Source organism: Pseudoalteromonas sp. NZS127 (assembly GCF_015864805.1).
GTDB classification, from domain to species: domain Bacteria; phylum Pseudomonadota; class Gammaproteobacteria; order Enterobacterales; family Alteromonadaceae; genus Pseudoalteromonas; species Pseudoalteromonas nigrifaciens.
The window spans coordinates 126,054-140,672 of record NZ_JADYWN010000009.1 but is presented as its reverse complement, the minus strand read 5'-3'; the positions used below and the strand labels follow the sequence as shown (position 1 = coordinate 140,672).

The 14,619-nt window shown below is 39.9% G+C and carries 18 protein-coding genes; 4 read left to right on the top strand and 14 right to left on the bottom strand.

The features are described from left to right. The first annotated feature begins 441 nt into the window (after window positions 1-441). On the top strand, window positions 442-921 hold the full coding sequence (locus I6E78_RS10465) for an RNA recognition motif domain-containing protein (RefSeq protein WP_058372390.1): 480 nt from the start codon (window positions 442-444) through the stop codon (window positions 919-921). On the opposite strand, the gene murI is transcribed toward I6E78_RS10465, so the two are convergent. Next, window positions 884-1,684 (bottom strand): glutamate racemase, encoded by an 801-nt coding sequence (murI, locus tag I6E78_RS10460; protein ID WP_197182435.1) that lies wholly within the window; start codon window positions 1,682-1,684, stop codon window positions 884-886. The genes I6E78_RS10465 and murI overlap by 38 nt on opposite strands. Before the next feature lie 77 nt (window positions 1,685-1,761). Next, window positions 1,762-2,889, bottom strand: a complete 1,128-nt coding sequence (locus I6E78_RS10455) for a DUF5610 domain-containing protein (RefSeq protein ID WP_197182434.1) — start codon at window positions 2,887-2,889, stop codon at window positions 1,762-1,764. 167 nt (window positions 2,890-3,056) lie between these two features. Between I6E78_RS10455 and trmA the strand changes: the two genes are divergently transcribed. Continuing rightward, window positions 3,057-4,160, top strand: a complete 1,104-nt coding sequence (trmA, locus tag I6E78_RS10450) for a tRNA (uridine(54)-C5)-methyltransferase TrmA (protein ID WP_197182433.1) — start codon at window positions 3,057-3,059, stop codon at window positions 4,158-4,160. Between the two features lie 63 nt (window positions 4,161-4,223). Here the strand turns inward: trmA and I6E78_RS10445 are convergent, their stop codons facing one another. Genes I6E78_RS10445 through ccoG form a run of 4 tightly spaced genes read right to left on the bottom strand, consistent with a single transcriptional unit; the run spans window position 4,224 to window position 7,997 of the window. Further along, window positions 4,224-4,862 (bottom strand): thiol:disulfide interchange protein DsbA/DsbL, encoded by a 639-nt coding sequence (locus I6E78_RS10445; RefSeq protein ID WP_011326966.1) that lies wholly within the window; start codon window positions 4,860-4,862, stop codon window positions 4,224-4,226. A 20-nt stretch (window positions 4,863-4,882) separates the two neighbouring features. After that, on the bottom strand, window positions 4,883-5,506 hold the full coding sequence (locus I6E78_RS10440) for a thiol:disulfide interchange protein DsbA/DsbL (protein WP_058372386.1): 624 nt from the start codon (window positions 5,504-5,506) through the stop codon (window positions 4,883-4,885). A gap of 34 nt (window positions 5,507-5,540) precedes the next feature. Continuing rightward, window positions 5,541-6,515 carry a serine/threonine protein kinase gene (locus I6E78_RS10435; RefSeq protein WP_058372385.1) on the bottom strand — a complete coding sequence of 325 codons (975 nt, stop codon included), beginning with the start codon at window positions 6,513-6,515 and terminating at the stop codon, window positions 5,541-5,543. Window positions 6,516-6,566: 51 nt separating this feature from the next. Next, the gene (gene ccoG, locus I6E78_RS10430) at window positions 6,567-7,997 is read right to left on the bottom strand and encodes a cytochrome c oxidase accessory protein CcoG (RefSeq protein ID WP_197182432.1); all 1,431 of its coding nucleotides are present in this window, start codon (window positions 7,995-7,997) and stop codon (window positions 6,567-6,569) included. A gap of 291 nt (window positions 7,998-8,288) precedes the next feature. Here ccoG and I6E78_RS10425 point away from each other — a divergent pair, with 291 nt between their 5' ends. Further along, entirely contained in the window at window positions 8,289-8,648 is a 360-nt protein-coding gene (locus I6E78_RS10425) for a hypothetical protein (protein WP_058372383.1), read from the top strand. Continuing rightward, window positions 8,648-8,854: a hypothetical protein gene (locus tag I6E78_RS10420; protein ID WP_089367614.1), complete on the top strand. Its 207-nt coding sequence runs from the start codon at window positions 8,648-8,650 to the stop codon at window positions 8,852-8,854. Before I6E78_RS10425 ends, I6E78_RS10420 begins: the two co-directional genes overlap by 1 nt. Before the next feature lie 48 nt (window positions 8,855-8,902). Here I6E78_RS10420 and I6E78_RS10415 read toward each other — a convergent pair whose 3' ends face one another. The 8 genes from I6E78_RS10415 to gspH are packed head-to-tail and all read right to left on the bottom strand — an operon-like array spanning window position 8,903 to window position 14,571. Further along, the gene (locus I6E78_RS10415; protein WP_011326960.1) at window positions 8,903-9,490 is read right to left on the bottom strand and encodes a UPF0149 family protein; all 588 of its coding nucleotides are present in this window, start codon (window positions 9,488-9,490) and stop codon (window positions 8,903-8,905) included. A gap of 21 nt (window positions 9,491-9,511) precedes the next feature. Further along, window positions 9,512-10,270, bottom strand: coding sequence for a type II secretion system protein N (locus tag I6E78_RS10410; protein WP_086996688.1), 759 nt, complete (start codon window positions 10,268-10,270; stop codon window positions 9,512-9,514). 3 nt (window positions 10,271-10,273) lie between these two features. Further along, the gene (gene gspM, locus I6E78_RS10405) at window positions 10,274-10,747 is read right to left on the bottom strand and encodes a type II secretion system protein GspM (protein WP_058372380.1); all 474 of its coding nucleotides are present in this window, start codon (window positions 10,745-10,747) and stop codon (window positions 10,274-10,276) included. Then, window positions 10,744-11,952 (bottom strand): type II secretion system protein GspL, encoded by a 1,209-nt coding sequence (gene gspL, locus I6E78_RS10400; RefSeq protein WP_197182431.1) that lies wholly within the window; start codon window positions 11,950-11,952, stop codon window positions 10,744-10,746. The genes gspM and gspL overlap by 4 nt, the downstream gene beginning before the upstream one ends. Then, window positions 11,949-12,935 carry a type II secretion system minor pseudopilin GspK gene (gene gspK, locus I6E78_RS10395; protein WP_197182430.1) on the bottom strand — a complete coding sequence of 329 codons (987 nt, stop codon included), beginning with the start codon at window positions 12,933-12,935 and terminating at the stop codon, window positions 11,949-11,951. Before gspK ends, gspL begins: the two co-directional genes overlap by 4 nt. Further along, a complete protein-coding gene (gspJ, locus tag I6E78_RS10390) occupies window positions 12,935-13,609 on the bottom strand; it encodes a type II secretion system minor pseudopilin GspJ (RefSeq protein ID WP_197182429.1) in 675 nt (224 codons plus the stop codon). The genes gspK and gspJ overlap by 1 nt, the downstream gene beginning before the upstream one ends. Further along, the gene (gspI, locus tag I6E78_RS10385) at window positions 13,610-13,987 is read right to left on the bottom strand and encodes a type II secretion system minor pseudopilin GspI (protein WP_011326954.1); all 378 of its coding nucleotides are present in this window, start codon (window positions 13,985-13,987) and stop codon (window positions 13,610-13,612) included. Then, window positions 13,987-14,571, bottom strand: a complete 585-nt coding sequence (gene gspH / locus I6E78_RS10380) for a type II secretion system minor pseudopilin GspH (protein ID WP_197182428.1) — start codon at window positions 14,569-14,571, stop codon at window positions 13,987-13,989. The genes gspI and gspH overlap by 1 nt, the downstream gene beginning before the upstream one ends. Window positions 14,572-14,619 lie beyond the last annotated feature (48 nt).

Below are 14,619 nucleotides of genomic sequence, written 5' to 3'. Positions count from 1 at the left end.
GCCCACACAGATGATTGCTTTATATTGTTAAAGAACGTTTTGAGTCGCTTTAGCGTCTCAAGGGATGCGTATAATACATCCTTTATTTTTCGAGTCAACACTTTGTTTTAAACTTTCTTTTAGGAAGATTTAAAACCGAAGTTTTATTTAACTCTCTAAGTAGTTCGTGCCTTGCTATGCTTCGGCGTTTCCCTTCTCAGTGGGGTCGCATTATAGGGAGATCCGAAAACAGATCAAGCCTTTTTTTAGATCTTTTTACTGTTCGAACAAAATGTAATCGATAGCAGGTGAAACATGATAAAAACATGTATAAAACGATGCTTTTTCACCCTATTTTATATTATTTACTATAAATTTTATTGCTATGTTGAATTAAGACGTTAAGATAGCAAGTTCACAATGTTAAATTAATGTTTATTTCCTGTTTATTGGTAGATCAAAATGAAATTACCCGATCAAAAATCTTTTATCCTCTCAGTTATTCTTGCTGTTGTTGGTTTTGTTATAGTTAAGTTCGCACTTAAAAGCCTAGAGTTAGACCCTGCACTACTATTTGCTGTTGGTTTGCTCATTGGTGGTATTGTTATTGCTGCGATGTCGTCTGACGGTGTAGTAGAAGCCGAAGTAAAAACCAAAACGCTTTATGTTGGTAACCTTCCTTATCGTGCAAACGAAGGTGTGGTACGTGCTTTATTTGAAGAGCAAGGCAAAGTGTTCAACGTTCGCTTATTAAAGGACAAAAATACAGGCAAGCGTCGTGGCTTTGGTTTTGTTGAAATGGCGCAAGCTGATGCCGACAATGCAATAGCGCAGTTAAACGATAGCGAGTTCCAACAACGTACCTTAAAGGTACGTGAAGCAAAACAAAAACAAGAAGATGATTCTAACGCTCTTCGTTCTGAGCCGGATCAATCAGTGTAACTAGCTTTACAGCTAACTTACGACTACTCACACTAGCCGTTGCATAATATTGCAGCGGCTTTTTTGTATCTGCAATATTGTTATTCGTTAAACTTAGCTGGCTAATTAAGTAATGAACTCGCTTAGCAATCGCCACTCCTGAATCAAGTAGCTGCACTTTTCTATTGAAGTACTGACTAATCGGCTCTGCCAAGATAGGAAAATGCGTACAGCCTAATACTAATACATCTATAGACTGATCTATGTTTAAACGATCGAGTTCTTGGTGCAGTTTAGTTGTATCTAAGCTTTGTTCAAAAAACAGATGCTCTGCTAAAGTAACTAGTTCAACGCTACTATATAAGCTAACAGCTATATTGTCGGCATGTTCTTGTATGAGCGTGTGCGTGTAGGGACTTGATATAGTTGCTGGAGTTGCCAGTAGGCCGATATGTTGAGATTGTGTAAGTTGCGCAGCAGGTTTTATCGCGGGTACTACCCCCACGATAGGAATAGTAGTAATTTGGCGCACTGCCCCCAGAGCTGAAGTAGAGGCAGTGTTACATGCAATAACAATTAAATCTACATTAAGCGCTTGCTGGTTAATAAAGTGAATGAGTGCACATAAGCGGTTAATAATAGTTTGCTGTGACTGAGCACCGTACGGCAATAGCGCATTATCCATAAAATAGCTGTATTGCGCATCTGGAATACTTTGCTGAATATGTTCAAGTACCGTAGTACCACCAATACCTGAATCAAAAACCATTATGTGCGCTGACAAACTACTGTCCTTACTCTAAGTTAAGAACGGCAGTTTGCCATGTGATTTTTATAAAAGAAAGTAGTTTAATGGTACAACTATTGTTGATTGGTTAGCTCGTCCGTTGCTGCATTTAATTGATTAAGATTTTCGAACATAGCTTTGGTGTAATCTACCAATTTATCTATTTCTGCTTGATCTTGATTTAACCACTGCATAATACCCGATAACTGATTTTGTATGCCCAGCTCTGTGGCTTTATTAAACACAGCTTTTAAGTCGTCGTTAAACGGCGCTAATTTATCTGCCACTGCTTTTTCTGGAACTGGCTTGTACTCTTCGTAACCTTTGACTGCAGCGACTGTTTTGGTTTGTCGTAAATCCATTGAAAAAGCCACCAGCTGTTCGTTGCCTAAGCTTAGTGCTTGCGCCTCTTCAAATGCTTTGTCTAAGTCACCGCTGAAAAAGGTACTACTTACACTTTGTAAGTCAGCCATTAGCTCATTAATCGCCTTTTGTTCATTCTCATTTAAATCGCCATTAACCGACATAGAAAATGACAGCTCACGAGACTGCGACGACTCACTTACAAAAGATTCACTATTCCCATTTTGCTGATAACGACTGGCTGATTGTGACTCATAAGCATCAGCAAAACGAATACTCACCTCGTCTCCTTCGGCGGTAGTAAATTTATATTCTGCTTTGTTACTTAAACTTGCATACTGAGCTTGGCTAACAGAGACACTGGCGGGTTTAGGATTAAATAAATCGTCTTCAAATTTGTCCAGGCCATGAAATATGCCTTCTTTAGATTTATTAATACCCTGTGCGATATCGTCGTTAAACACGCCACTGCCTTTTAATTCATCAACCGCGTCATCAATCCCTATTTGCACGCCTTTTCTAGCATCACCTAACATACCTTTGAGTTTTTCATCGTCGGCACCGTTGGCTTTTGCTTTACGTACTGCACTGGTAACGAAGTCTAAAACGTTTTTAACGATTTCATCAAAATCAAAAAGCGGTTTATCTTTTTTCGGCTCGCTTATCGGTAAGCCAAGAGCTTGAGCCATTTTGTCACCGAGCACTTTGGCAGCTAGTTCTTTACCGCGCTGCTGATAGTTATCTTGAGGCGACTGTATTGTAGGTTGCTGTAAAGCCTCTTTATTACCGTATTTATTAATATTGTGGTTTGGAACAAAGCCAAAGTTACCGATTTTCATGATCCGACTCCTATCTATGCTTGCCTTACTTATCGGCAGTGTAAGTTATTTCTGTAGCTAGATGCTCAAAAAAAAACCAATATATATTTCATCAAAACTAGACAAATACATCTCGCTCCCTACAATAGCGCCGATAAACAGCTCTCAAAGATAAGGTTATAGCGTTAATGGCAGTTATTAAAATAGACACCACACAGTACGATGCGCAGTTAAGCGAAAAAGAACAGCGTATTGCTGCCCAATTTCAACGTTTTGGTGTGGATAAACTTGAGGTATTTAGCTCAGAGCCGATTAACTACCGCCAACGCGCTGAGTTTAGAGTATGGCACGATGGTGACGATCTGTTTCATATAATGTTTGATCAACAAACTAAAGACAAAATTCGCGTTGATAGCTTTGACCCTGCCGCTCCTTTGGTAGGTGAAGTGATGCAAGTAATGATTGATAATTTAAAGTCGTGTGAAATTTTGCGTCGTAAATTATTTCAGATTGATTACTTATCTACGCTAAGCGGTGAGATTTTAGTGAGTCTGTTATATCACAAGCCACTTGATGAGCATTGGCTGAGTGAAATTAACGCGCTTAAAGAAAAGTTAAGCAGTAAGTATAAAATTGATTTTATTGGCCGTGCCCGCAAACAAAAAGAAATGCTTGGTGATGACTACGTTACCGAACGCTTAAACGTGAATGGTCAAGAACTAATATATCAGCAGGTAGAAAACAGCTTTACCCAGCCAAATGCCAAAGTAAATATTAAAATGCTAGAGTGGGCGCAAGAGTTATGTAAGCCACTTAAAAATGATTTACTTGAGCTTTATTGTGGTAACGGTAACTTTTCTATTGCGTTAGCGGGTTCGTTTAACAAAGTGCTGGCAACCGAGATATCAAAGTCGTCGGTACACTCAGCGCAGTACAATATAGCGCAAAACAAGGTTGCCAATTTAGATATTATTCGCATGTCGAGCGAAGAGTTTACTCAAGCCATGAATGGCGAACGTAGTTTTTCTCGCTTAGAAGGTATAGATTTAAACAGCTACAATTGTCAAACCATTTTAGTTGATCCGCCACGTGCCGGTATGGATACTCTAACGTGTGACTTAGTAGCAAATTACGAAAATATTATTTATATTTCGTGTAACCCAGAGACACTAGAGCGCGACCTTGATCACTTAACCCGCACCCATGAAGTTAAACGCTTTGCGATTTTTGATCAATTCCCTTATACGCACCATATTGAGTCGGGTGTATTTTTACAAAAAAAGAATACTTAAAATAACCAGCTAAAAATTACCCATAAAAAAAGCTCCTAAGGAGCTTTTTTTATGGGTTTAACTTTACTTGCTTGCTAAGTAGTTAATTAATTTAGTGATATCTGCTGGTTCGCTAATACCCGATTCGCGACCTAGAAGTAGTTTGTACTTACCATTTACAATAAAAGTAGGTACGCCACGCAATGCACCTTTCTCTTTAAAGTAGTCTTGGTCGCGCTTCATTTTTGAGCTTAATGTACGTACCGAAAAGCTTTTAAATAACTTATCGAACTTATCGCCATCAACGCCTTGGGCTACAAACACATCTTTTACGTCGGCTAGCTCATTAAAATTTGCGCGCTTTGTATGAATGTGGCTAAAGATAGCCGCAATAATTTTATCTTTTTGTGGTAGCACTTCAGCCGTTGCTAACGCTTGGCTAATCATTTGCTGATGCTCGGTATCGCGTACACCAACAAAATCAACGTGGCTCTTTTTAAACTTTACGCCTTTATCAAGCATTGGTTTAATCTCGGCTACCAGTGGCTCCATGTTATTACACGCAGGACAGTAAAATGAGAAAAACTCTTTCACTTCTGGTTTTTTAGTTGCGCGCTCAGACACAACCTCATAATGCACACCTTCCTCAAAGGTTGCTGCAAAACTTGTTGCAGCAAAAGGTAGTAATACAGCAAGCAAACCTGCTTTAACTAATTTTATCATTATTATATGGCTCCAATATTTTATAGTGCGAGTAAAAATGAAACTAACTCATCAAGCTCTTCTTGGCTCTTGATGGTATTTAGATTGATTTTATATTTGTCGTTTACAATAAAAGTAGGAACGCCTGTTAGCGCACCTAATTTTGAGTATTTATTTTGTTTATCTTGCATTGCTTGTTCAGCTGCAATAATGGGCATACTGGCAATATCTTGATCAAATGTATCGCTACTAATGCCATTTATATCTAATAATTTTTTTAGATCTTTAATTTCAGTCAGTGGTGCGCGCTGAACATGAATACTTTTAAAAATCTTGTCTGTAATCGTATCTGCTTGTCCGTGCTTTTTAGCAACTAAATAAGCTAGGCTCAAGTTACTTTGTGCTTGTGGCGATACGCCGCCTAAAAAGTTAACGTGATTTTTTATAAACACCGCACCTTTAGGTAGGTTTTCTTCAATTGCGTGTGCAACCGGTTCAAACTTAAAACAATGCGGGCAATAAAACGAAAAGTATTCGGTAACTTGTGGTGTAGTACTTTTTTCGATATCGATAACTGTATATTGATTACCTACTTCAAAGTTTGCTGCAAGTGCTGCAAAAGGTAGACAAAGAAGTAGTAGGCTCAGTTTTAATTTTTTAAGCATTAGTCTCTCGTTGTACATATTTTTGAATAAAATGTTATGGCAATAATTTTAACGGTGCTTCTTGCAATGCGGCAAGCTGCTCTTTAAGTGCTAAAATTTGTTGCTCCCAGTATTTGTCATCGGCAAACCATGAAAAGTTCCGCACAAAAGCCGGATCGCTCCATCGTTTTGCAACCCACCCCATGTAATGGATAATACGCATAGCCCGAAGTGGTTCGATCAACTTAAGCTGCGAGTGATCAAAATCACAAAATTCTTCATAGGCGGTTACTAAGGTATCTAACTGTAACAGCTGCGTTTGTCGATCGCCACTTAGCATCATCCATAAATCCTGAATGGGTGGCCCCTGGCGACTATCATCTAAATCAACAAACATTAACGCATCACCTGCCCATAATATATTGCCAGCATGGCAATCCCCATGTAAACGTATCGTTTTTACATTGGTATACTGTGCTTGCGCCTGCTTAATAACTAAATCTAAAATGGTATAAAAAGCGGTTTCTAATCCCATAGGTACTAAGTTACTTTTTTGCAGATGAACTTTTGCTGTATGTAAGTACTCTTCGCAGGTTAGAGTGGGCCTTTGTGTAAATGGTTTTGTTTTAGCTACTTGGTGCATTCTGCCAATTAAGCGCCCTAGTACATCAAGTTGATCTAAGTTGTCGACTTCAAATAAACGCCCGCCAACACTTGGAAATAAAGTAAATAAATAGCCTTGGTGTTCAAATAAGCTTTGCCCGTTATATTCCATTGGCGCAACAACCGGTACTTCGGCCTCTGCTAGCTCAAAGGCAAAGTCATGCTCTTCTTGTATTTGCTCCTCGCTCCAACGCTCTGGACGATAAAATTTAACAACGTAGCGTTTTCCGCCTTCAGCTACAAATTGATACACTCTATTTTCGTAACTATTTAATGCCAATAAACCAGACTCAACATAAATACCAACGCTTTCTATAGCATCAAGAATTAGATCTGGTGTTAAATCAATAAAGCTAAATTTACTCATACACTTCTTATATAAAATAAAAGCGGGGAACACCCCGCTTTTTGTTAAACTTTACCGCGCTTTAAAAAAGTTACTCGACTGTGATATTTGATTGTCGGGCTCGCCTACCGGCGATAGCACAAAGTTAAATTCTGTCATTGGCGCTTTTAAGTCATACGGATCCATAACCAGTGATAAAGGCACATTGTGCGATTGCCCTGCGTTAACCCTAAACGTTTGTTTACCTATGTACTTAAAGTTATCGAGCCCTTGCACTTTAATTGTAAAGGTTTGCTCATACTGCGCTTTGTTGATCACTTTTAAGGTGTAGGTGTTTTCTACCAACCCTTCAAAATCAACCCTATATAACTGATTACGATCGCGAATAATATCAAATTCCATCGTTTTACGCAGCGCAATATTGGCAACCAAGGCACTGGTTAAAATAACCATGATCACTATATAGCCAATAATTTTTGCCCGCAATGGGTTGGTTTTATTCTCTGGCGTTTCTAAGTTTCGCTCAGTGGTATAAGAAATAAGTCCGCGTGGATAATTCATTTTATCCATCACCCCATCACATGCATCAATACAAGCGCCACAGTTAATACACTCTGCTTGTAAGCCATTACGTATGTCTATACCGGTTGGGCATACTTGCACGCATAAATTACAGTCAATACAGTCGCCTATTTCTAAATCTTGGTGTGCCACTTTGCGCGAGCGTGGGCCACGGCTTTCACCGCGTTTTTCATCATACGATACTGTATAGGTATCTTTATCAAACATGGCTGACTGAAAACGTGAGTATGGGCAAATATGTAAACACATAATTTCGCGCATCCACCCAGCATTACCGTATGTACAAGCAGCAAAAAAGATAATACTCATCAAGGCATAGCTACCGGCATTAAAGGTAACAAAGTCAGGGAGTAGCTCACGAATAGGGGTAAAGTAACCAACAAATGTAATTGCTGTATATAAAGAAAACAAAATCCAACTGGTGTGCTTAGCGGTTTTGCGCCAAAACTTATCAAAGTCCATTGGTCGTTGGTCGAGCTTTTTACGTTGGTTTGCCGTACCTTCAAACTTTTCTTCAAACCAAATAAAGGTAAAAGTCCACACGGTTTGTGGGCAGGTATAACCACACCACACTCGTCCATAAAATGTAGTGACCAAAAACAAAGCAAACGCGGCCAACATAAAAATAAAGGCGAGTATGGTAAAGTCTTGCGGCCACAGAGTTAAACCAAAAATATTGTATTTTTGACCTATTAAATCAAATAAAACGGCCTGCTCACCATTAAAATTTATCCAAGGTAGCAGCATAAATGCCAACAGACCTAAAAAGCCAATTCGCTGCCTAAGAAGTTGGTGCAAGCCATTAACAGCACGCACGTAAATACGATTACGTGGATTAAACCGATCCTGTTGCCCGCTAAGATCCGGCTTTTGAATCTTTACTTCAACTGGTATATTTTTTACTTTAATTTGTTTGTCCATCGAAGTTCCTCAACACCGCTTGGAAATAAAAATTCAGCTATATTCAAGGTTTACCTTATAGTGTAATAACGTACTTATTACGTACTTATTACGTATAATATTTATAACTAGACTTGAATACTTTCAGATATTTCAGAAATATCTAACTGCTGTTAGCTATTATAACAATATTGGCTAAAATTACTGGCATAGATTGCTAATAATTTATTCACTTTAGTTACTTGCTTTTAAAATACATTTTATTACACTGCAGCATCATTTTATGTTATTTGGATCAAAGTTTACCCAACTATGAAAAAATTTATTATTTTGGTAATAGTAGTCCTCGCCTTTTTCACAGTCGATCACCCTTTGGTGAAAGAGCCTCGTGAGCGGTTATTTAACGATGGTATTGACTTTTTAAGTGATGCGAGCAAAGTGAATCGCAGCCCTACTGCCAGCATGACTAAAAACAAAATTAGTGCGCAATTAACACTGTCTGAATCTGAGCGCGAGTACACCGAAAAAACATTTACTACCGATGACTCAATAAGATTATTTCACTTACGCTACTGCCGTGAGCGCGACTTAAACCTATTTTTTTATGATGAGCGCTTAAATACTGTATGTAAAATAGTATCCGGCTCACTAGAACACATGCGAGGTAAATAATGGACTTTTCTGGATTAAATAAAAAAGCCAGCGACTCATTTCACCAGCAACGTAATATGCTTAAAAAACTCACGCAGGGTAAAACGCTAAAGTGCGAACAATGTAATGGGGTTTTAACACTCGACTTAGCCACCAGCGAGCCGGGCAAAGGGCTGATTAAGTGCAAGCAAGGCTGCACTGATATTATATTAGAGCTAGGCGCTTAAACTTATTTCACGGCTATATTTTGAGCTCAACTCATTACTGCGCCTAAACTACTCTTCCCAGCCTTCATCTGTGTACAAGCCACTATTAAGCGCGACTATTTCCACGAGCTCTGCAAAGCCTAGCGCAAAGTCGCCCATTAGCTCATACTGCTGCTGGCAAAGTAACTGCTCATCAATACTGTTTTGTAACGCTATTTGGCTAATAGTTTGCCCATCAAGTGCAAAAAAGCTTAATGTGGCTTGAGCGCTTTCGAGGGCCTGTTTATATTCTGCCTCTAACGCGGTTGAGCTTAATAACTTTTGGGTGTATGACGTTGTTGCCGTTACAAAGCCTGCGCTCCAATTACTGCAAAATTCGTAATTATATTGTGCTGGTAATTTATAGCCTACTTCAAATACTTGCTCACTAATTTGATGATATAACGCCATAAATAAAAATAGCATTTCTTCATCTACATTATTAGCCGTATTAGGCAAAATTGCTGCCATCCACTCGTGTACGTCTAGTGGCTCAGGAGAGCAAATTACGCCAAATAAATAACCTTGGCTTTGCGTTAGCGTCATCGCTTGAGACTGAGTGTCTAAAAATGTGCTGAGCTGCTTAGCGTGCTGCTCAGTAAATTGGGGTAATTGCATTAAAACTCTTTATATTAAACATTAAAAGTTGAGCGGGTAACGGCCTTGATTATCTGGACGACCTAAAAACTTAACCGCATCATGTACATCTTTTGGCAACGTGGCATCGGGCTTTACATAGCCTGATACTTTAAAGTCAAAATTAGCTTTTAGGGTTGCATCAGCTTCAAGCCCTAAGGTGTTATCTGGGTCGATAAGTATGGCTATGTCGCCCGATTTACAGCTTAGGTTACCACCAAGCGGGCCTATATTAAACCAACCGTTCAAACCTTGTACGTCAATATTAGGGCTCGCTATCTCGCCTTGCAGTGACTCACAATAAGGTGCGCCCGATGTATACTCTGCCAATTCCAAGATCACACGGCCTTTAGCGGTTACAGGTAACGGAAGTTGTATGCGTTGCATCGCTCTTTCAACTGTTGAGCGCACTAACCCATTGGTTACTTTCACTTGCTTATTAAATAAACCAAAGCTCACATCTGCATAACCCGATATATCACTGCGCTCACGTGGGTCACCAAATTTTACATTGGCATTTAACTTACCGGTAAATAATGCCCACCCGGCAACATCCCAACGCACATTATTTAATTGCTCACCTTGGTAGCGCACTTGCATCATTTGCCCTTGCCAAATAGTGCCAACACTTTGCCCTACTTCAAGTTGCTTAGGAAAATAAGGTTTTGCTAGGTCAATGGCCACCGCTGCAGGTAACTTAATAATACAAAACACAATAAAACTAAGTAAAAATACAATGGATAAGGTTATTATTTTTTTCATGCATTACTTCTCTAATAGCAAACGGCTAACACGTACATAGCCCGACTTATCGTCACGGCTCAAATCTAAATTTTCGACCCGTAAACCATGTTGATTGACCAGTTCATCAAGCCACAGTATTAATTGATTAAACTCTACTGAGTCGAGCGTTAAACGTAGCGAGTTATTACTTGGCTGCATTTTACTAATATTTATTTTATAGCGTCCGCGGGTGGCGTTAACTATTTGGCTAATGTTTTGACTATTAACCACTTGTGTATTACCAGCGGCCTTGAGCTTTACAATACTTTCATCAACCCACACTAGTAGTTCTTGCTGTTTTAATTGTGATTGCTCTGCACTTGCTATTGCATTATTTAAGGGTCTAAAAATGCCCATCACTAAAATAAACACAATAAAAATACCACTCGCAACTATTATTAACTGCTGCTCTTGCTCTTTTAGTGAGCGCCAATATTTAATTAACTGCTGCTTCATACTGCACCTCGCAGTTTAATTTCGCCAACTACAAAGTCACCATCGTTACTTAACGAGCCTTGATCAACCGTTAACCCTTGCTGTTCAAGTATGGCTTTAACTTTACCAAAGGTTTGAAAGTCTTTTGCGCGTGCTCTCATGCGTAATTCATTACGTTTTTTGTCATAACGCAGTGTTTCTGGAGTAAAATTACTTATCTGCGAAAACACCCCCACTAACTCAGTGGTTAACTCTAAAAATCCAGCTTCGCTGGTATCTTGTATTTTTGCCAGTGCACCTTTAATTTGGTTTTTAATAAGGTGTGGGCGAACTTTAGTCCCCGGAAATGCCTTTTGGTATCGCTCAATCACCTGTGCTTTAGCAAGTTCTAACTGGGTATTTAGCTGATGCAACTCTGTAGCTTTAATCGTAATACTCGCTACCAAGGCAACGCTGGTAATAATGGCAGCACTTTTCCAGTACCCCCACCATAAGGTGCTTTTCTTTTTAAGCTGATACATACCTTGGCGAAGATTAAACTTAGTGTGTTCTAGCTGCTTAGCAAATAATGCCAGCGGTAGGTCGTAATCACTGGTTTGAGCCTGTAAGTTTACCGTTTCAGGAAACTGAGTCGCTGGACTAAAGTGCTTTATATCTGGATTACCCATTGCCGTTAAATAACCATTTAACCAGCTCGTCTCTACTGCACTTATACGCCATGGGCCTTGTTTAAATAACCACTGATTATTAAGCGCTATTGCCGTTACTGTATCCTCATCTGCAGGGGGTAATAACAAAGCATCGGGTAATATTTTATATACCGATAAATTATGCTCTGCAAATAGTGCTAGCCACGCCTCAAACCATTCGCGGTCGGTCATAGCAACACGAACAGCATGCTGCTCGCCAATCATTACTGGCTCACCTACAGCAATAAATAGCTCATCTATATCGCACGCTATATCTTCTTCGAGCATATAGGGCAAAGCTTGCTCTAACTTACGATTCCATTTAGTCGGAAGCATTACCGTTTTTAATTGCACTTGGTCACAAGGCAATAGCACAACGACTTCGCGCCCTAGTGACTTCTCACTCAGTTCGTTTAAATAACTGGCATTAGCTAGCTCACCACTGGCTATTATTTGTTGTTCTTGTGGTGAGTATATTAACCAATTAAGTAACTCTTGTTCGGTTTGACCCGTGCGGATCAACAGTATTTCTGTCACTGTACGCCTCCAAATTTTCGCGCCAGTATCGTTACGTCGCCGTCTTTGGCGTGCAGTAATGTGGTCATCGAAAAACGCAGATCAACAAAATTTGCCTGCGTTTGTAATTTAAAATATTCGCTATTAATACTAAACAATTTTTCTACCGCTTTGACGTTTTGCCCGCCTTGCTGCTGAACTTGCTCAAAAAAGGCAGCTTTACTTTCAAAGCCTGCATCTGGGCGAGCAGCAATCACAGCTTCAGCACCCGATACACTTAGCTCATCTATTAGGGTACTTAAAATAAGTGCTTGCTCTGCTGCTAAGGTGTTCACATTAATAGACAATAAAGTGCTACCGGGTATTACACAAACATAAGGCAGCACTTTTTCCATTACTAATGGATTAAAACCTTTAACCAAACGCAGCTCTGAGGTTGATGCAAATAAGCTATTGGCGGTCATGTACGGAAATTGACGCGACAAGTATTCCCCCTCCTCAGCTCCTGAGCGGTATGTAATGCTGTTTTCGTCTAACCAATCAAACACACTGTCAGCCATGGTTTCTTCTGACTCTTGTGCTGGTAAGTCTTCAATATTTTCAAGTAATGCGAACAAGGCCCTGTGCGCTGGATTGGTTTTGTTAGCACTATTTAAATCTGGTTCTACGGCTACAGCGTTTAAGTTTAAACATGCTTGTAAATCCGTTATTTTTCCGCTTAGCGTGCCGTTATCAACTGGGTAAGGTATATCGCCTTGCTGCGCCCAAATTTGATCTAACGTGGTTTTGTCAGGATCATCTCTTTTGCTTTTAATCAGCGCTTTTATGGCGAGCTCTTCTGCACCATAGGCATACCACTTAGCTTGTTGATGGCCCTGTAAGTTAGTACTTTTTTGCACTTGCACCATTAAGTTAGCACTCATTTCGACTGCTAAAATGGCCGCTAATGCAACAATAAACAGCACAATAACAAGTGCTGCTCCACGAGAAGAACGCAGCCCCATTACTGCCCACCTTCTTGTGGGTTAGCTTCATCGGCCAGTGCATCATCTGTTGATGTGCTCGATGGTAGAATCTCTTTACCTTGTCCTGGCACTAAAAACACTCGCCTAATTGGCTCTGCCTCTATTTGTTGCAGCGTAACAGCAACCGCTTTGGGGAGCGCTTTAATTTGCCACTTAGCTTGCCATTCGTTTTTATCGTCTAAAAATTCAAACTTTAGCTCTTCAATGTTTTTTAAAACAACCTGTACACGCGGCTCCATATTGTCAAGCTGATCAACATATACACGATACACTCGCTCCAAGTTGTCGTTTATTACGCGATAACCCACAGCTTGTAATTCTGAACGTGGTAATAAATTAATTGGGTTTATCCAGCCGTCGCGCACAAAGCCAATGCCATCATATTGGCTATCTAAAACATAGCGTCCGGCTAGTAAATACTGCTCTTGCACATCGCCTGCTTCATTGCGTACAGCACGTTTGGTCATTTGACTAAAATCTTGATCCATTAACCTAAAGGTGGTTTGCAAACCATTTAGCTCGGCTATTTTATCATCCGAAGCTTCTTTTGCGCGGGTAGTGGTATCTAATATTTGGTGCGTGGCCATAATAACAAAGCCTAAAATACCCAAGGCTACCATCACTTCAAGTAAGGTAAATCCACGTTGCTTCACTTATTTTTTGCCTTTATTTAAATAAGTTGCCAGCTCATATACTGAGTGTTCGTATTTTTCATCACTAAATATATTAATGGTTAATTTTACAAAGTCTTTATCTGCGGTTTTGCCTATATCTTGGCGCCAAAACCATTCAACACCCGCCATAACTTCACTACCGCGCACGCCGTCTTTCCCTTCCCATTGTTCGCCTTTGGTACGCTGCTCTACCATAATATTTTCGGCAACCCATGAGGCGTAAGTTTGCTCTTCTATGCTAGATAGATGATGTATGTGCTCACTGGTTGCTTGCATTGCTGCAATACCTGCCATGGCACAAATACTCAATGCCACTAGCACTTCAAGTAAAGTAAAACCTTTATTATACTGGCGCATTATTCGGGCTCTCGGCGTAAATTCACTGGCGCAGTAAACTCACCTTCAATAAAGTAAACCGGCTCGCTTTGCTCTTTTAATTCGAGTGTTAATTGAAATGCACTTACTTCGCCCGAGGATAATATTAGCACTTGCGGAATTTTAAACTTTTTAAGCTCCAATAAGCTCTCTTCGTCGCCGCTCATTAGCTCACGCCAATTTGCTTGCTCGAGTAAGTTATCTTGTGCCCAAGCTAAGTCGTCTAGGTTAAGTGCTAGTTTAAAACGTGGATCGAATTCAACCGGCTCAAATAATGCTTCTCTGACAAAGCTTACCCACTTTTCGCCATCAAAAACTAAAAACTCAAATACGTTGTTGTCTATATGAAAACCCAGTTCGACTTGGTTTAAAATAGCAAATTCTGATGCCATATTAATGGTGGTATGCAGCCTAAGCGCTTGAGTATCGAGCTCATCCTCAGCGCCACCTTCTAAGCTATATACCACCATTTTTGTGGCAAAAGCGATGATCACTAATACCACTAAAATTTCGATTAAACTAAAGCCGCGGCTTTTTGCACGCAATCTCCCAGAGCTTACTTGCATAGTAAGCTCTGGGTATTAGTATATAAATACACTGCGCGATTGATGGCC